Genomic DNA, 19,003 nt, shown 5'->3' with positions numbered 1-19,003 from the left:
ATATCGGCAATATTTTCAAATATTGCCGATATATATGACATAATCACAATTTAAAGAAGCATTGGACGCTATCCGTTCAAAATAACAGGCTGTGTAACATCATATCTCTTAGTTGGCGCTTCCAGATTCCCATAAGATTCGATAGGCATTTGATTAGATCACTTCCTTTTTCTTTTCCACGGAATGCATCTATTAACGTGTTTCTTATATTCAGTGTATTCGTTACCATAAAGGTGTGTTAACCATTTTTCCTCTGTGTTAACCAGAATAACGGTCATGACGAGCCAGTTAATCAGTGGAAGGAGAAGCATCCATGCATTATGCCACATGAGGATTATTCCTGAAAATGCTATCCACCATCCGCTATACATAGGATTCCTAACTATCGAATATATCCCTTTTGTCTGAAGCCGATTCTCTGTTATTGAGTCATCCATATCCGACTTCACTGCTCCTATATACCAGATAGATATACCGAAAATTATGAGCACCATTCCTATTAAACGAAAAACTATAATCCATTCGTCCTTCAGGGTTCCTAACTTTAACACATACCCAAACAGTATTACCCCTATGATATTAACAATAGCCATAGTTAAGACTAAATATGGACCAATTCCAAACAAAGGAAGTTTCTGGTCTTCCTTCATATAGTTTTTTAACATCTTTAAACCTTATTTCCTTGCAACAACAGTAATCCACGGCTTATTCTCATGATGATATTTACTGACGCTTGAAAAACCCACATTTATCAATGCTTTTTCAATCTCATCCAGGGTATAGCACTTCATCCCATCTATGATGTTCTCGAACTGCAGGCTTGCTTTATCGATACCATCTGCCTCATTGACAATTAAAAATGTCCCACCGGGCTTAATAGCTCTATGTACTTCTGAAAAGCATTTTTCAAGTCCCGGCCAGAAATATATAGTCTCAAAAGCTGTGGCAAGATCATACTTTTCGTCAAATCCAAGCTTTGATACATCACCCTTTTGTACCTTGCAGCGTCCCTTCTTTATCATTTCTTCATTGAATGCTGTGGCCTTCTCAACAGATACATCCGAATAATCAATGGCAGTGACAATTGATAAATAATATTTTTTCATAAGCTCATAGGCATTTCTTCCGCCACCGCACCCGATTTCCAGAATCTCTTCAGGAGTTATGTTCTCCAAATGTGATATGCCCCAGTCAGCCAATTTGGCGTGCCCACTGTTCATGGTATTTACCATCATCTTACCAAGGAATCCCTCCGGCTTTCTTGTCTGATTTAAAAACTTTTTGATAAATCCCATCTTTTATTTCCTCCCCACGAGAATTGCTGAGCCACTGAGTCCCATCCATGTTGACTCCCACTTTGACATGAACATACCGTCAGTAGTATCAACGAGCTTTACTTCTTCATATCCCATATCTTTAAGCTTCTTTACAAAGCTTTCCATGTCACCATATTTACTTTTAGACATGATATCGTGTATTGCAAAAGTACCGCCCTTCTTCAAAGTACGCAGTGTTTCCAGTAGAAGTTCCTGTCTGTCCTTTGATTGGATGTTGTGATATACGTAATTACTTGTCACAGCATCGAAAGTCTCATCAGGGAAATCGAGACTTATTGCATCTCCTTTTTGGAAAGTAGTGTTCGATACTCCTTCAGCCCGTGAATTACTTTCGCATAGTTCTTTACTGAAAGAAGCATATTCCTTTCCCCATCGATCAATCCCGATTACTTGAGCCGTCGGGTTCTTCTTTGCTACTGCTATACTTAGTGCCCCGCTTCCGCATCCTACATCAAGACATTTACCGCCATCAGGAATTCTTATGTACGAAGAAACACCATCTATTATCTGTTTTGACATTTGTCTTTTCCCGTCATAGGAAAAAGCTCTGTACAGTAAATACATCCACTGTGTCAAAAGTCCGCACATAATTGAAACAGCAAGCATTACTTTTCCGATTTTCTTTTTTACTCCAATCATCATAGTAATAATGGTTAAAACTACAGATACTGCTAGAGAACAAGCTATCATCCCTTTGGGCATCCAATTCTTATAGTCTGCTTTCATAAGACTCTCCCTTCTGCCTAACATAATTATGCCTACATAATAACACATTTAGTTAGCTATAACTAACCTTTTATTTTTTATACAGAAAAAGGACCGGACATTGTAAATATCCGATCCTTTGTATGTTAATTGTTATTAGGCAACAGGCTGAGGCTTAAACCTTCTAGCCATATCCTCTTTCCTTGCATTCCCATACCACAGTCTCTTCACAGAATCATGGTTGAACCTCATTTGTTCCACGAACTGAACAAATTCCTGTTCCGTCATGGTGAAGTCCTCAGTATCGATACCCTTTGCCGGTTCTGACACTTTGCAGGCCCTCGCCATGTCCGGATTCTCCAATTCGCCAAGCATCTTCACAGGAGCATAGAAATTCTCCATGTGAAAATTAAAAGGCTGATCTCTAGTTACATCGCAAGTAATAACCAATTTATACCACATACGGTAAATCGTATCGGTATCTGTCTTCCGAATGTCCCCTGATACCTTGACGAGTTTTTTACCGCGAACAACGTACTCACCACTAAACGGTTTCGTTGGATCGTTGAACTCGCCACCCTTTTTTGCAGACGGATATATCCTTATTCCTCCGGCTGTACGCGTCTTGGCTGTCATCTGTTCTTCAGACGGACGAGCCTTGAAAAGAGCACTATCCTTAGGTGAAAAGGTTATTGCAAAGGTACTCGCTTTACTTTCATCAAAAACATTCCTCTTAATATCCATGGCAATAGACGGGTCCATTAGCTCAAGTGCAGCATCGATTGCCGCAATGTCATGAGCGTTGTTTTTGTATTTATCCTTTCCCGGAAGAAGAAATGCTCTCTGTCCAGCCATCTGTTTTAACAACACAGGAAGGTCAGTAGCTCCAAGTATCAGGTCTCCGGGGTTCTGCTTTGCTTTCCCCCAGTTACCTACCTTCAAGATATCGAAGGCCATAGTTCCCGAAGCTTCTGTCTTTGGTGTTGACACTGCAGGCGTGAAGAGTCCCTGCTCGTACATCATAATGAACATAAGCGCATTATCGGCGCGCTTTGTAAAATCCGCCATATCCTGTTGAGGTATATTGGCATACAGAGAAATGTTTCTCATCTGCCCCTCATAATTAACAACACGCTTAGATGTATCAAGTATATTCAGCTTATTTACCGAATACGGTGATAACACCTGAAGGAATGGTTTGTCATGACCGTCTTCAACCGGCGTATACATATCCTTTACGGATATGTTTTTCTCGTTTCTCTTTACTACTGCAAGCTGTCCTGCATATTCTCTGTTGTTTCTTTTTTCGTTTGTCATTTTATGACACTCCTTTCTGACGTCTTCTTTCCAGCATGAGCTGTAAAGGCGTCTTCCGTAATGTTTCTCTTTCCGGTATTTTGGCCGGAAGTATATTTTGAACGAGGAATTGTGTTGTTAATTCCCCGTTAAAATAATTTTTCCCAAGCGTACCTACCAATCCTATTTCTGTTGGGAATCCAAGTTCCTCATATTCTTTTAAGCCTCTGAAAGAGACTGCCTGAATTGAAATTCCCTGGAATTTGACACCCGATTTTCCAATAGCAAGATACAGATTATTGCCTTTTATGGGGTAAAGTTTGAAATAGGGGATATATAAGACTGGAGCGGGATTTCCCACTCCATATGGTGAAAACTTGTCGATTTCTTTCGATATCTCATCGATATCCTTTGCTTCTACTACGATGTCTGCAACAATTGTTTCTTCATCGTAAGGAATATCTTTGAGATCTTCATTGAGTGCGGTCCGAAGCTCACAATAGTTGTCTTTCGATACTGTGAGTCCGGCTGCTCCGGAATGACCACCGTAACCATAGAGAAGGTCCTGATGCCTGTCCAGAAGCTCTTTAAGATTCACTCCCTGGGCGGATCTTCCTGAACCTTTCTGCAGCAATTCATCCGTCGAGTGCTTAGTGAATGCAAATGACGGGCGGTTATACCGTTCCATGAGTTTACCCGCAATGATGCCGACGATTCCCTCATGTATGCTGTCATTTGAAATGAGTATTACCTTATCCTTGTCATAACCTTTGGATTCAACAAACTCAAAACACTTTCCGGCCCAAAAGTCCGTAAGGCTTTTTCTTTCCTCGTTTATTGCTACCAAGCGTTCTGCAATTGCATAGGCTTCATTAAATGAAGTTTCCATGTCTGCAAGAGCCAAAGCCTGTTCTGCTCCGTCATCAAGCAGCCTTCCGACCGCGTTTATACATGGAACTATCGAAAAACCGATAGTCTGCTCGTCCACATACTCTTCGCAGTTCATGGCTACCATTAAGGAGTACAGCCCCATGCTACGTGATTCCTTGTCGGAATTTATGAGCCTGAGTCCTTCCTTTAAGAGCCATCTGTTACCATCGATTAGCGTTACTGAATCCCCAACTGTTGCAATCGCACCGGCAACAATCGCCTGTTTCTTAAACTGCTCTGAAACAGGGGCCTGCAAAGCTAGCATTGCAGCCATGCCGCCTGCACACCAATCTTTAAAATTACTTTTTCCATCAAAATGCGCGTCGAATATGAGGTCAGCTTTAGGAAGTATCACATTCCCTTCGCTATCTATTACCGGTTGATGATGGTCCATTATGATAACAGATGAACCACAGCTTTTTGCGTAATCTATCGCATCGAGTGCGGCCACACCATTATCAATTGTTATCACCGTATCGTTTTCGGTAAGTCCAAAGGGCTCTAATTGAAAAGGCTTTGCCCCGTACCCTTCGCTGAGACGATGTGGGAGTCTTGTAAGGACCTTTGCGTCGGTGATTTCTTTCATGACACCCTTCAGTATCCAGGTCCCCCAGACTCCATCGTCGTCATAGTCACCGAAGATGAGGATTCTCTTCGGTTTCTTCTTTTCCAAGAGTTTGAATAACTCATGGAAGTCGTATGTCCATACTCTCTTATCGTTAGTCAACTGTTCCACGGTCATTCCCGTGTTTTCAGTCACGATTTGAGATATAGACTTTTCTTTATTTCTAATCTTCATTTGATTCCTTTCTTCATACTCTCCATATGACTTATTCTTTTTTCAAATTAATTATGGAAGGGGAAAAGAGTTATAGTCTTGAAATCACGTATGTACTTCGTTATTCTTAAAATAAGAATGTGAAGGGAGTGATAATTTTGAGCGAGATTAAAGAGTTTTCAATGGTGATACCCGATTCTGTCGTTGATCTTCTGGATGACATGATCCAAAAGAGAAAAATTACACTTCCCGAGTCCGATACTTCCAGGGAGACGATGGCTATAATGTGCATACAGCAGTTTCACGACATGATGTACATGCCACATCTTGTGAGATTTGATGATTAAAATACAAAACCCTCTTGATGCAAGAAATTTTTGCACTCAAGAGGGTTTATTTTGTATGTATTAAGGTAGTTAAGATGCTTTGGTACTGTCCTTCTTCTCTGCTATCGCATAATCATAGATTGTGTAATTATGATAGAATATCACCTTTTTGTCCTTGTTGGCTTTCTTGTCCGGAGTTTGGACGATTCCGTATGTCTTTATCTCATCACCAACATGAGCCTCCTTTAAAATCCTTGATTTAATTGCCCCATAGCAGAGAGCTCTTACTACATTTTTTCTGTCATTTTCAGATATGTCTATCTGGATCACCGCAGGCTTATTGTTGCTGTCAATAGACGTAAGATGTATCTCTGTGATCTTCCCTGATACATAACCGGAATTTTCGGGGGTCGAGTATTCCCTGCCAGGAATAAAATAAGCTGAATCTAGTCTTGATATATCTCTTTTAATGATAGTTGCCTCAATGTCGGTCACTGCTTCCTGATGTCTTGAATCTATATATGATTTAAAATGTCCTTCGACTTCGATAGAATCACCTACCTTTATCTTCTCTTCCAAAAGATACTTTTCGGCATCGGAACCAGCTGTTACAAAAAAGTTTGGATATGTCTCAACAGCTACGGTCTTTATCTCGCTGTCTCTTCTTCTTGTGACAAACACAGGGGATGCCACCGTAAATGAATATCCTTTTGCAATCTTCTGTAAACTTGTAACTCTTCCTTTTGCGAAAAATCTGTTTAAAACTGCCATGATGCTTTCTCCTTTTTAATTCGTACTGCATTGCTGCATTTTTTCTTACACTTTAATTATGAAAGGGGATTTTTCAGATAATGTGTATTTGAGACAAAAAAAGAGCGGATTTCCGAAAATTTCGAAATCCACTCTTTAAAAAACGAAATAATTAAGCCGCAGACTCTATTTTTATATCTGAATCTTTTATATGAATTGCGTTGAGGTCGCTGAAGGCATCTACAATTTCCTTGTGGTCTACGCCCATAACGAATACGTTGTGATACCAAAGCGCTACCTCCGGAGATGTAAGCATCGCCTTCAGCTTTTCGATAGTTTCACGATCTAACTGCTCGATGTTATCAATAACCATAACTCCGGTTGGAGCCATCTGGTTTATTAAGTCCATCATAAGAACCGCTACAACAATCTTTTCTCCGGAAGAAAGGAAACTATGCTGTGTCCACTCCTTGTTGTTTGGAGTTTTTGCATAGATTGTTATTCCATTCTCAGGTCTAAGGCATATTGAGAATCCTTCCATTACCTGTCCGGCACGATCTTCCAAAAGAGTGTTTATGTCCTGTATGCAAAGGTCTACACACTGGGCCTTAATCACACCCTTTGAATCCAATGCTTTAACAAGGATATCAAGAGTTTCGGCACTCTCGGTAAGCTTTCCTATCTTACCTTCAAGCTCTTTCTTCTGCTCTGTATCCTTGATGTCCTGGGCTTCAAGCTTTAATTTACGTATAGTTTCATCGTACTCCGATGCATCAATAACATCAGCGGGCTTTTCAGGGATTTCAATCGGATTCTTCTCAAATGCTTCTTTGGATGCAGCTATGGTCTTACGCTTGTTCTCAAGCTTACTAACTTCATCCCAGATTCGCTCATTCGCAATGCACTTTTCCAATGTTCCAGCATCTTTATCAAGCGCTGTCTGCACTTTCTTAATGCATGCTTCATTCTGCAATAAGCTTTCCTGAAGTTCTTTCTTCACTCCTGTCTTATCTGTTGTGCAGATAAGCTTTCCGGAAATGGGGCATACAGGCTTATCGAGGTTTTCAAGAGTAGTCTCTATGAGAGACACATCCTTACTAAGCGTAGCCAAGAGATTTGAGTGCTCTGTTTTTGATTTCTGAGCAAGCTCTTTCTTCTCCTGGATTTTCTGCTTCATCTCATCTGTAGCAGTCCTTCCATCAAGAAGCTTATCAATCTCTTTAAGCTGTTCCTCATAAGCTACGATTACTTTCTTCTGCTCCTCTGCCTTTTTTACCGCAGCTTCGTATTCCCGCTGTTTCTGTATCATGAGTGTTGCATCCTTGTGTGCAAGGATAAACGCTTTTTCTTCATCCTCAACTTCCTGAAGTGTCCTCTTCACAGGATTGGGACGCAGTCTGTCAGCCATTGTTTTAATGGCCTTAAGTTCCGCGTTCACCTCCCTTCTCTTTACCGAAAGCAACTTCTGCGCCTTGTCGAGTTCTGCTAAATCGAAGCTCTCCGGCATCGGAGGAAGGACAGCTCGGAGTTCTGTTTCTGCTAAATCTGAAGCCGATGGACTGAATGCCAGCACTCTGTCAGCATCGAGTGCTGAACCGATGTGCGGGAGTAGATAATCCATTATACTCTCAGACTGAGCAGCGTTAAAAAGCTCTGAAGTCGTTGTCACCCTCAGTGCTTCTGCAGAATCTACATCTCCGCCTTCACAGGCTTCATCAAGAAGAACCTTTGTATAAGCCTCCAGTGTAACCTTTTTCCCATTTACGTAATATGAGTAAGTTGAAGGTGTCTTTTTCACGCCAAGCTTTACCCCGTCATTGACGGTTACCTGAACTGCATATTCAGGCAACACATTCTTTGGCTTATCACCAAAGATTATGTTCAGGGCCGTCACCAGCGTAGTTTTACCTACGCCATTTGGTGCAAGGAAAACTGTTAACGGGTTTGTGATGCTTACATTAAATGTTCTACCATTGAGGTTCTTAACCTCTAACTTCTTTATCTTCATAGTATTTATCCTTTCTGCGGGACTTGTCCCATTGCGTTCACACCTTTTTCGACTACAAGGTAATCGTTTGCTTCGTAGTATGTTTTCCCACTCTTGTTTGAATAGAATGGTTTATGCGTACTTTTGAAGCATACCTTGTCACCAAGGTGTATTTCTTCCAATGCCATTGCGATCTTATTGTCACCCGTGATGTTAATCACCACTTCTTCTGGCATATCATTCCTCGTTCCGATATAAAGGACTATGTTTAAGAATTCCCGTCCTGTCCTATCGGAATACTTTTCTTCCATTTTCATAACTTCTCCGATGATGGCGTAGTTCCTTCTGTCTTCACCAAGGGAGATTTCACCATATGATTTAATTGCATAGGCTCGACCTTCAAGATGTAGGATGTCTCCAAAACGGACGAACGCAATTACATGGGATCCGTTACTTAACTTCCCTGAGTAGATTTTCTTTCTCAGAGACTGAACATAGTTCTTTTCCTCGCTATCTATAATTACATCCCGGACTATGAAATTAGTCCTTACCTTTTCGGACGCTCTCTTATTTTGATGGTATTCTTCGTATTCTATGACTACCTCAAAATGATCTATAAAATCATTTGCGGAGATAATTTCTCCGCAAATGATCGCCAGTTCTTCTTTTTCGAATATCAGTCCAAACATATCAAGCCCCCTCAATATCAAGAGTTGATACATTGGCCAACGCTTTTCTTAACTTGAAATAGGTCTCATCGCAAAGCGTCTGACCCTTTTCTGCCAAATGTGCCTCAAGAAGCTCCGGCAACTGACACATAATCTCTGTCAGGTCATATGCCGTACTCTTTTCGGGATTCAATTCTTTCAGCTTCTTAAGAGCCGCTTTTTTAAGCCGTTTCTTACTGAAAGGCGAATACTCAAAACACACTTTTTCGATAGCCTTGTCGATGATCTTTTCGTCAATCACCATTGGCTTCTTCTTTAGTTCCTTAAGGTGCTTAACATAATGCTCAAACTGAGCATATGTCATTGCAACTATGTCCTTGTCTGAAGTCTTAAGGGAGTTATGCTTGAACTTTTCCCTTGAAGAATAAAAGACCTCGTGGCTAGTTTGAGTTTTCCAGGCAGCCGACACCGTATATGAGGAATTACCTGTATCCGAGTTAGTAATCTCGATATATGGGACCATATTGATACCGTCTAATTTCAGCAGCCTTTCATACTCCGGCAGCTTATACAGGAGCCTTGTGTACCGGTGATTGTAGGAACCAGACATGAATTCAAGTCTCCCTAGCTTTTGATCCTTTCGGAATTCTCTTATCAGCTTTTCCATATCAGACAGCTTCTTTTCACAATATCTGTCTGAAAGGAATGCATGAATCTTTCCAATTCCGTCTGCTGTCTTTATGACCGCCTTTACCGTTGCCTTGGTTGTCATGAGTCTCTTTGCGATTTCACTCGCCTTATCGAGACCACCTACGGTTTTTCCGCCATCGTAATCAATTCTCTGACAGAGAGTTGATAAGGCATTCCCTGAAAGTAGGTAGGCACTCCCGCCAATACCAAGTACCAAATCTTCATTGATCTTAAAATCACCTTGTGGAACTTGAATTCTAGCGGGCTGGAATCTTTCGTTTATTGCGACCGTTTTCACGGCGCCTTTAACATTAAGCTTCACAGTCCTTGCCAACGGTCTGTTAGGTTCTATGCTCCATACAGGAATATTAGGTGGCCCACAATCAGGATCATCACGGAGCACCATGACTGATATCTGGTCAGTGCGGGTCCTTTCTACGTAGGTATGTACATCATTTTCTTCCATGAATTCATAGATTTCTTTTTCACTATTGGTAAAAAAAGCAAACCTATCCTCGATGTACTTTTCTGTGATATTACTCATATCTTTCTTTGCCTCCTGGCATAAAAAACAGAGTAATCTGAGTTTTTGACTTTTTTCTCTCGTCTTTAACTCCGGATTACTCATTTACGTTACAAGCTAATTATGGAAGGAGATTTTTTATATAGAAAAATGAGCGCCCGGTTTTGGACGCTCATTTTAAAAATTATGTGAGTTTTATACGAATTCGGCAACTGGGTAGATCATCCCACCGGCTTCTTTTACAGCCGTGAATACATCATCCATGTTATCAGCTCCGGCCATTGCCATACACTGATGTGCCATGTCATCTATATCATATCTCTCAATTCGATCAGATGTAGTGCATTGCCATTTTTCTTTTTCCATGTATTTAAAATCGCCGTTGTCGGTGGCGATGTAAATACAATTATCCTTCGAAGCATCCCTTGAAAGAGACCTGTTTTCAAAATACTTAAGTCTCTTTACCCTGTTTTTCACTAGGAGCGGGATAATCTTCTCTACGTGTTTTCTTGCAAGTGGTATGAGATAGGACAGGAGTTTTTCTGTAGCATCCACGTCTGCTGATGCATCGTGGAAGCTGTGATCAGGCCCCACAATGTTTAACTCTGTGACATATGTCTTGAGTTTTCTATTGGAGGTCTCACCGTCCATTATTAGGACTTTGGCCTCGTCATATACGTCTATTTCATAATCAAACGTAAACGATTCTCCGCTGCATCTTCTGAACATGGAATCGAGCATTTCATCGTCGAATCTTCTGTTACAGAAACCAACGGGAACACAGCCTTCCATGAAATCCTTAATGGTCCGAAATACATCGGACTCATTAGGTTTTTCTTCAAGCATCTCATCTGTCATTCCAGTAAGGGTAACGATGTTTTCCGGCAAAGAGAATCCAGGATTTATGAGAAGATTCAGACTATCAGTTGTGATAAATCCATCATCTCCATCGAAGATGACTTTCTTTCCGTAGAACTGTATAATCCGATCTTTATCCCTATCAAACCCCGTTGTCTCAAGATCGTAAATAACATAAACTACTGGCTTTTCAAGGGCGAGCATGAGATGTCTCGCCAAATCATATGACAACATTCTCATATCATGCCCCCTTAACTTGCAAGAGCCATCCTGATTGTGTCAGGTGTCACTTCAGTATTGTTCTCTTTGCAATAAGCCGCAATCTTTTCTATATTGCCTACTGTAATGCCTCGACTAGCACAATATGCCTTCGACATACGAACGTACTTTGCCAAGTCAGGATGTGTTGAACTTGCATTAGGATCTACCTGTAACACAGCCTTTGCAAAACCTGTCTGATTCACAATCAATTGAGAGTAATAGTTATTTTCAAACTTATTCGCAAGGCCAAATGCAAACTTAAAGTCCGGAGCCAGCTCACCTTCTACATCACCTGTTTCTGATGTTGCTGTATCTGCACTTTCCTCAAGAGCCTTAAGCTCTGCTTCTAATTGAGCTTTCTTGCGAGCTTTTGCCTCTGCCTCGGCTCTTGCCTTGGCCTCGGCCTCTGCCCTGACTTTTTCAGCCATTGCTCTAGCCTCCGCTTCTGCCTTTGCTTCAGCTTCTGCTTTCATTCTCTCGGCTTCTGCTCTTGCCTTTTCCTCTTCTTCTGATTTCTCAGCAGCTTCAGCACGTGCCTTCTCAGCTTCTGCCTTTATTCTGGCATCTTCCTCAGCTTTAGCCTTGGCTTCTGCTTTAGCTTTTTCGGCTTCTATTCTCTGTTTCTCTTCTTCGGCTTTGGCCCTAGCTTCTTCCTCAGCCTTTGCTTTGGCTTCAGCGCGAGCCTTCTCAGCTTCTATTCTCTGTTTCTCTTCTTGAGCTTTGACTCTTGCTTCATTCTCAACCTTTGCCTTTGCTTCAGCCTGAGCCTTAGCCTTTCCGATATCTGTCTGGGCAGTTGGTATGCTTTCATTCTCGATATGGTCTTCTGCTATGTGGAAGAAGGCTCTAAGCGCATCTATTTCTGCTTCCATCTGAGCGCTTCTAAGGTTTTCACCAGACGATAGTCTAACTACTCTGTCTGAACCTTTAGAGACTACAACAGAAACTCCGTTTGAGCCGGCAGGCTGTACGTCTACAAATAATCCTTCTTTGCGGGCTCTTTCTTCTAATAAGATAAATTCTTTCAACATTTTCTTACCTCTTTCTTCGTTTGGAATATTACTCACATATTTTTTTATGCTCATATTCCTTTTTTTATTGATTCAAATTAATTATGTGAGGGGATAATTTATATAAGGTTCAAATTTGCGTAGTGGTAATGATTTTTCGCAAAAAAAGAGACCAGCTTTTTTCTGCCAGTCTCTTAGATATGCTAATTTTTCACTATTTCCGCATTAAAGTTTTTTGAATTTACAATGCATGGATTTATAGGATGTTCATATTTCCTTTTCTCGTTGAATGTTGCATCAATGATGATACAGGGGTTGCCATTTTTACTTATATATGGCTTTATGGCATCCTGTTTCTCGAAGTACCATTCTGCAATGTTGTTAATACGTATGCAGATGATATCTTTTGCCTGTGACAAAGCATTCATTGTTGTTATGACAAGTTTCTGCCTACCATTATCCGGTCTTATTTGGAGTTCCACTTCCGCCGCAGCGTTTTCTTTTATCAGAGTTTTGAACTTGGAATACTCTTTGGCATAACACCATACCTTTACGGTTCCGGTCTTGTCTGAAAGGTTGAAACTTGCCATTTCGGCGCCGTCTGACCTTCTTTTCGTAACTTTAAGGTCTGATATCATACCGGCCACCTTGACTGAATCCCAGCTTTTGACTGAACCCGTCTTAATAATGGTAGATAACCCTTTCGGAATGATATAAGCATCAAGTGGATGCCCACTTATGTAATCACACAACAGGTCCCTTTCAATATTGAAACGTTCTTCAATGTTTTCAAGTATGTTTTCATTAATCTCAAGCTCCATCATTTCGCCTTTTACAGATTTAAGTGACTCCATACAGCTCTCTGTCTTTATGACATTACCACTTTCTAATGCAACAACCAGATCTGTCTCAGCTTTCTTCAGTTTCTTCACCAACGATAATACTGTTGGCACAAGAGTCAGAAGGGCCTTTCTGTTATTACAGAAACTATCGAATGCGCCGCTATTTATCAGCATCTCAAGTACTGTTTTATCCGGCTTTGTACGAAATATAAAATCCTGGAATGAGGAATAATCTCCATTATCTTCTCTTTCCTTAATGATATACCGTACACCTTCTCCAATATTCTTGATACCGGACAAACCATAGCGTATGTCGGATCCTTCCATCAGAAATCCCATCCCCGACTTATTGATGTCTGGTCTTAGGATTCTTACATTACGTTCTTTAAGGTCCTTAAAGTATCTAACCCACCTTTCTGTAGGCACGCTGTTTAGGTTCGCACACATCCATTCAACAGGATAATTCCATTTTAACCATGCTGTCTGGTATGCTAAAACCCCATACGAAACTGCATGAGACTTATTGAAGGCGTACTTAGCAAATTCAAGCATCTGCTCAAATATCTTTTTTGTTGTTTCTTCTTCTATTCCGTTTGCGATGCATCCGGGGGCCTCCTCGTCTCCGTAAATAAAAGCCTGTCTCATTCCTTCGAGTTTCGCTTTTATTTTTTTACTCATGGCCTGTCTGAAACCATCAGCACGAGTCTCTGAAAAACCGGCAAGTTCTTTTGCGATCCTCATGATCTGTTCCTGATAAACTATTGCACCGTAAGTTTCCTTGAGAATCTTTTCAAGTTCAGGGCATAGATACTCAGGCTTTTTACCGTTTCTCGTTTCGATTACAGAATCGATAAACTGCATTGGACCCGGTCTGAACATGGCGTTCTCCTGAGCAATATCCTTAAGGTTTCTCGGCTTAAATCGTTTGTTAAGACTCTTCATTCCATTGGATTCCATCTGGAATACTGTATCTGTATTTCCTTTCTGGAAAATACTCGACATTACACTCTTGTCAAAAGGAATATCCGAAAGACACACTTTTAATCCATGAGTCTTTTCAATCATCCGTTCCGTACGTGTGATTATGGTTAAGGTGTTGAGTCCTAACAGGTCTATCTTTAATAGTCCGAGTTTTTCTGCCTCATTCTTATCACACTGTATATTCATCATTCCGGAAGATTCATTCCAAACGAGCGGGACTATATCCGTCAGATTTGTTCCATCCGTTATAATGATTCCCGCAGCGTGCTGACTTTTAGCACTTATAGAGCCCTGAATAAGTCTTGCTCCATGTATAATAAAGTCTGCATCTTCCTGCCCGCTGAAAATCTCCAGAAGCTCATGTTCGAGAGTACCCTTCCCGTTATAGTCCATCGTGAAATCAAGATGGTCTTGTCCGGATAGTTCCTCCGCTTTTTCAGAGATTAAACTGCATAATGAATCGTACTCCGTTGATTTAAGTCCTTTTCTGTATGCAAGTGCTTTTCCGGCGGCATTAATAGCTGACCTTCCCTGGAACTTTCCTAGTGTCATAATGCCGGCTACGCAGTCCTCTCCATATTTGTGTTTTACATACTCGATTACAAATGGTCTTGCCTTAGTCTCTATATCAATGTCTATATCAGGCATTGATGTTCGTTCAGACGATAAGAATCTTGAAAAATATAGTCCGTTTGCCACAGGGTCTATATCCGTGATATGTAACGCATACGAAACTATGCTGCCACCGGCTGATCCTCTGCCTGGACCTACACCTTCCCCGACTCTACCTTTTACCTTTTCAGAAATCACCTTTTTGTCGAAAGTTCTTGCTATAGCCTTCTCTTCTTCATCATCAAGATTTAGCTTTGCAACCAGTCTTCCATAGTCGCAAATGTCCTGAACGATAAGGAAGTAATCATTTACGTCTAGCTTATTTATGACTGAAAGCTCGTTTTTAGCTCTTTCATCAAATAAAGCTTCATGGTCCTTTCCATATCTTTTATTGATTCCCTCTTTTACAAGATCTTCAACATAAGTCTTTTTTGTATATCCATCCGGAACCGTTACAGCTGGGTAATGTTTCTCGTTTGTAAGTGTACATTCGCACTTTATCTCGATTTCTTGTATACCACCGTAGCCTTTAATAATACTTTCCGTAGGAATTATCTCAGCAAGTCTTTTTACAAGCTGTTTGTCAGTCTTGATATAGAATTCTCTGTCTGTATCCGTCAGATCTTTCCATTTCTTATTTTTCTGAGACAGCACAATAGCTCTTGCCACTGCGTCATCAGAAGTATTGCTAGTCATGTATGGCTCGTTAGAAATTACAAGAGGGATATCCCATTCTTCAGAACACCTTGCCAGTTCAGGCATGACTTTCTTTTCAGTTTCATCTCCATGATATTGAAGCTCAATGAAAAAATTGCCGACTCCAAAGGTATCTTGATACCAATCGGATTCTCTTTTTAAAGCCATATGCTTTTCATTTGCAGATATCGATTCATCAAGTAATGTTTTTGCAAGGACTCCTTCTATTCCGGATGAAGTCACTATGACATTTCCATGTCCTAGAGAATTACTTCCAAAATGTTCTGTTAAGATGCCTTTATCCATTAGAGGATATTCTGTTTTCCCTACTGTCATTATATTTCTGTTTGAGGCTGTAATTGCTCTAAACATTGCCTTTAATCCGTCTTCATTCTTGGCCATGATAACAAGCCTTCGAATGTCTTTTGCGTATTTAACAAAAGCTTCAACCGATAGTATTGGCTTAATGCCATATTTTTTACATGTATCGTAAAACTCATACATCCCGAACATATTGCCAAAATCTGATAATGCTATAGCAGGGCATTCTAATTCCTTTGCTCGCCTTACTATATTTTCCACAGATTGAGTTGAATCCTTAATTGAAAACAAGGAATGAACATGCAGAACGCCAAGACTCAGATTATCAGGTATCGATTCAAGCATCTGTATATAATCTCTTTCCATATCTTTTACCTCATTTAATAACTTATATTTGCTTTCTATGTAATTATGAAAAGAGAAAACTCAGATAAGAAAATAGAGGCTGAGAATGGATTGTTAATCCCTCTCAACCTCTTTGAATTTATAACTATTTATTAAAAATAAATCACTTGCCAAGAGCTATTCTACCCATAGCATCTGCCTGCATGATTGCATCGTAAAGCTCACAAGGCTGAACATCTCCTGCAAGATTATGGATAGTTTCGCCAGGAACACAGGCATTTTCAGCAATAATCCTAACCTGATCTTCAGATGTAATTCCAATCTGCTCAAGTGTTACAGGAAGACCGACTTCAAGGCAGAAGCTTTGAACATCGTCAAACTCTTCCTTAGTAGCACCTTCAAGTACAAGCTGTACCAGTGTGCCGAGAGCTACGCAATCACCATGATCTGCATGCTTGCATCCTACTGCGGTAACACCGTTATAGAAGGAATGTGCAGCTGCACAGTTAACATTATCAGCACCAACACCTGAAAGGTAGACGTTAGCCTCTATAATATTCTCAAGAGCAGGAGTTACTACATGAAGCTTACAAGCCTCAATAGCCTGCTTTCCATACTGACGGAGTGTCTCGTAGCAGAGCTTTGCAAGTGCCTGACCGGCTCTTGTGATTCCGGTTCCTTCAAGACTTGCTGATTCTGTACGAATTGAAGCCCTTCCCTCGAAATATGTTCCGAGAGCATCACCCATTCCAGATATAAGGAAATGTACCGGTGCGTTTGCTATTACATTACAGTCGACCATTACCGCATCAGGGTTTGTTGGATAGAAAAGATACTTGTCAAAGCTGTGGTCATCGTTATAAATAACTGACAGCCCTGTACAAGGTGCATCTGTTGCGGCAACTGTAGGAACAATTACAATATGCTTGCCCTCATAATATGCTGTAGCCTTAGCTGTATCTACAGCGCTTCCTCCGCCGATAGCAACAACAACGTCAATGTTGTCGTTTTTTACTATCTCCTGCATCTTCTTGATCTCACCATTGCTTGAGATTCCGCCGAAGATCTCATAACGTCTGTAGTCATCGTGACCTTCAAAACTCTTCTCAATCTTGTCGTGACAAGCCTTATAACCGCTATTTGAACATACAAACAGCCAACGCTTGCCCATGTAACCCATCTCATCGTAAAACTTGTTTAATGCGTCTCGCCCCTGAACGTACTTGAGTGGTTCGCGCATTGCTCTTAACCTGCCCATCATAATAAATGTGCCTCCTTTGTGTTAATTATTTAACAATGCATATATAATTTTAGACCTTTGTGTTCAGAGGTACAATATGTTAAATGTACAAATTGATAAACAATTAACAATAAATTGTTACATATTGGCCTTCTTTGCTGAACTGAAAACATGTCCAGATCATATATAAAAAAATGGCTGCGAGAAACCGCAACCATTTTTGATTCACAGAAGGTCATAAGCTAGCTCCTTAAGCTCTCTTTCGCCCTTACAATGGATCACAAAATCCATTGATACATGCCCATATCTTCTTTCTATGATTTTTTGAACTTTTGGATCCTTTCTAAGTTTAAAAAGAAAGTTACCGACCTCCGCAACAGATGCTGTCTCTATATCCTTTTCGAAAGCGACCTTTACTTCTTCCTTTTCTTTTCTTTCTACTTTTATTCGTTCAGGTGCCGACAAAGACTTCACAGCTCCTATTTGTGTTGTTTCAGAGACTATACTTTCAAGCTCTTTACATGGCTTTTCAATGGCCAGAGCTTTCCTGCCCTTGTACTCAAAACTTCTGTATGTCTCGTCACCAAGAACTATTATGAGCCTGTCGTTATCTTTAAATGCTTCCATATTCTGTGTCTCTCTCCTTCCAACTTATATTACTGTTTTTATTAAATATGGAAGGGGATTTCTCAGATAATAGCTTTCTGCAGCTTAATACGTCAAATTTAAATTCGTCATTTTAGGTAAACGTGAAACATGAGCTGTTTTAAAGCTCCTCAAGAAGAATATTTGAACATTTTGGATAGTATTCGTAATGATTTTTCGTTCAGAATTGACAGGATTCTATATCTACTCCTCAACTACTCTTTCACCTAAAGAAATCATATATACTATATTTGCATGTAATTTTATAAATAATGTGAGAATTTATATTATTAGAAATACTATTACTTAACAGTCTTAAGAGTAAGATTATTTGATTATATTATAAATATATGTATATATTCTTATATATTTACATATATTCCATAAAAATATATATTTGTATAATCCTTCTCATAATTAAAAGAATTAAACGCGTACTATAAAATCAGTCCTCTGATGAATGCTTAAGTTACATAAGATTCTAGACATATAAATGATATAGAGTTATTTCTTAATCACCGATATATTTGATGGTCTCCTGTTTAATTATATACTGGCCAATGATTCATAATCTTTACCATAATATATAGCTTTCATTACCGGATCCGACTTTGACATTATATCTTCTAATAATCAACTGTTTTTTATACCTGTTTACTATAGATATATATTAATATATTCAGATATATTCTCATATATTCCAATATATTTCAAAATACTCAATCTGACGAATGATTAAATAGATATATTCATATATATCTGCGTATATATCTATATATTTATTAGTATATACGTATATTCTTATTTAATAGATATATTTTTATATATTTGAGTATTTTTATAAATATCTATCAATATATTTATATACATTAATTTAATACATATATTTCTATATATTTGTATTAAAAATATTCTGATATTTTAATATCTATTGAAATATTTATATATATTTGTATATATTTCATTATATGCATTATATAACTTGCCAATGGAACACTGCATTTTAATATATTTACATATATTTATATATATTTGATTTTATTTAAGTCCAAATAATCCAGCATTTATTTGATATATATGTATATATTTATAATATATCAACGGTGTAGATCCTGAAATAATTGCAAGTATTATAGCTCACAATGCGTTTAAACTAATTATATAAAATACCCGCGCTTTTTCAAGTATTATTAAATTCATAT

General features: G+C 39.5%; 15 protein-coding genes. 1 reads left to right on the top strand and 14 read right to left on the bottom strand.

What is annotated here, in order from left to right:
* Positions 1-158 precede the first annotated feature (158 nt).
* The 5 genes from T357_RS0111875 to T357_RS0111855 all read right to left on the bottom strand — a co-directional run bounded on the left by T357_RS0111875 (position 159) and on the right by T357_RS0111855 (position 5,067).
* Entirely contained in the window at positions 159-665 is a 507-nt protein-coding gene (locus T357_RS0111875; protein WP_031552815.1) for a methyltransferase family protein, read from the bottom strand.
* A gap of 9 nt (positions 666-674) precedes the next feature.
* The gene (locus T357_RS0111870; RefSeq protein ID WP_031552811.1) at positions 675-1,295 is read right to left on the bottom strand and encodes a class I SAM-dependent methyltransferase; all 621 of its coding nucleotides are present in this window, start codon (positions 1,293-1,295) and stop codon (positions 675-677) included.
* 3 nt (positions 1,296-1,298) lie between these two features.
* Positions 1,299-2,063: a class I SAM-dependent methyltransferase gene (locus tag T357_RS0111865; protein WP_031552808.1), complete on the bottom strand. Its 765-nt coding sequence runs from the start codon at positions 2,061-2,063 to the stop codon at positions 1,299-1,301.
* Between the two features lie 135 nt (positions 2,064-2,198).
* The gene (locus tag T357_RS0111860; RefSeq protein ID WP_031552805.1) at positions 2,199-3,359 is read right to left on the bottom strand and encodes a hypothetical protein; all 1,161 of its coding nucleotides are present in this window, start codon (positions 3,357-3,359) and stop codon (positions 2,199-2,201) included.
* 1 nt (position 3,360) lies between these two features.
* On the bottom strand, positions 3,361-5,067 hold the full coding sequence (locus tag T357_RS0111855; RefSeq protein WP_031552803.1) for a single-stranded-DNA-specific exonuclease RecJ: 1,707 nt from the start codon (positions 5,065-5,067) through the stop codon (positions 3,361-3,363).
* Positions 5,068-5,204: 137 nt separating this feature from the next.
* Between T357_RS0111855 and T357_RS21210 the strand changes: the two genes are divergently transcribed.
* The gene (locus tag T357_RS21210; protein ID WP_155991406.1) at positions 5,205-5,393 is read left to right on the top strand and encodes a hypothetical protein; all 189 of its coding nucleotides are present in this window, start codon (positions 5,205-5,207) and stop codon (positions 5,391-5,393) included.
* A gap of 69 nt (positions 5,394-5,462) precedes the next feature.
* Here T357_RS21210 and T357_RS0111845 read toward each other — a convergent pair whose 3' ends face one another.
* The 9 genes from T357_RS0111845 to T357_RS0111805 form a co-directional block, all read right to left on the bottom strand.
* Positions 5,463-6,143, bottom strand: a complete 681-nt coding sequence (locus T357_RS0111845) for a hypothetical protein (RefSeq protein WP_031552800.1) — start codon at positions 6,141-6,143, stop codon at positions 5,463-5,465.
* 151 nt (positions 6,144-6,294) lie between these two features.
* Positions 6,295-8,130: an AAA family ATPase gene (locus tag T357_RS0111840; RefSeq protein ID WP_031552797.1), complete on the bottom strand. Its 1,836-nt coding sequence runs from the start codon at positions 8,128-8,130 to the stop codon at positions 6,295-6,297.
* Between the two features lie 5 nt (positions 8,131-8,135).
* Positions 8,136-8,798, bottom strand: coding sequence for a hypothetical protein (locus T357_RS0111835; RefSeq protein WP_031552795.1), 663 nt, complete (start codon positions 8,796-8,798; stop codon positions 8,136-8,138).
* Between the two features lies 1 nt (position 8,799).
* Positions 8,800-10,011, bottom strand: a complete 1,212-nt coding sequence (locus T357_RS0111830; RefSeq protein ID WP_031552793.1) for a hypothetical protein — start codon at positions 10,009-10,011, stop codon at positions 8,800-8,802.
* Positions 10,012-10,185: 174 nt separating this feature from the next.
* Complete coding sequence (locus T357_RS20365; protein WP_031552791.1) at positions 10,186-11,088, bottom strand: 3'-5' exonuclease; 903 nt, start codon at positions 11,086-11,088, stop codon at positions 10,186-10,188.
* A gap of 11 nt (positions 11,089-11,099) precedes the next feature.
* Positions 11,100-12,140 (bottom strand): hypothetical protein, encoded by a 1,041-nt coding sequence (locus T357_RS19310; protein WP_044916832.1) that lies wholly within the window; start codon positions 12,138-12,140, stop codon positions 11,100-11,102.
* 182 nt (positions 12,141-12,322) lie between these two features.
* Positions 12,323-15,937, bottom strand: a complete 3,615-nt coding sequence (locus T357_RS0111815; RefSeq protein WP_031552788.1) for a DNA polymerase III subunit alpha — start codon at positions 15,935-15,937, stop codon at positions 12,323-12,325.
* 142 nt (positions 15,938-16,079) lie between these two features.
* Entirely contained in the window at positions 16,080-17,174 is a 1,095-nt protein-coding gene (locus T357_RS0111810; RefSeq protein WP_031552786.1) for a glycerol dehydrogenase, read from the bottom strand.
* 207 nt (positions 17,175-17,381) lie between these two features.
* The gene (locus T357_RS0111805) at positions 17,382-17,783 is read right to left on the bottom strand and encodes a hypothetical protein (protein WP_031552784.1); all 402 of its coding nucleotides are present in this window, start codon (positions 17,781-17,783) and stop codon (positions 17,382-17,384) included.
* Between the last annotated feature and the right edge of the window lie 1,220 nt (positions 17,784-19,003).

It is taken from the genome of Oribacterium sp. FC2011, from assembly GCF_000701645.1.
GTDB lineage: Bacteria > Bacillota > Clostridia > Lachnospirales > Lachnospiraceae > Oribacterium.
The sequence above is the reverse complement of the archived record's forward strand: the minus strand, read 5'-3'. Positions and strand labels throughout refer to the sequence as shown.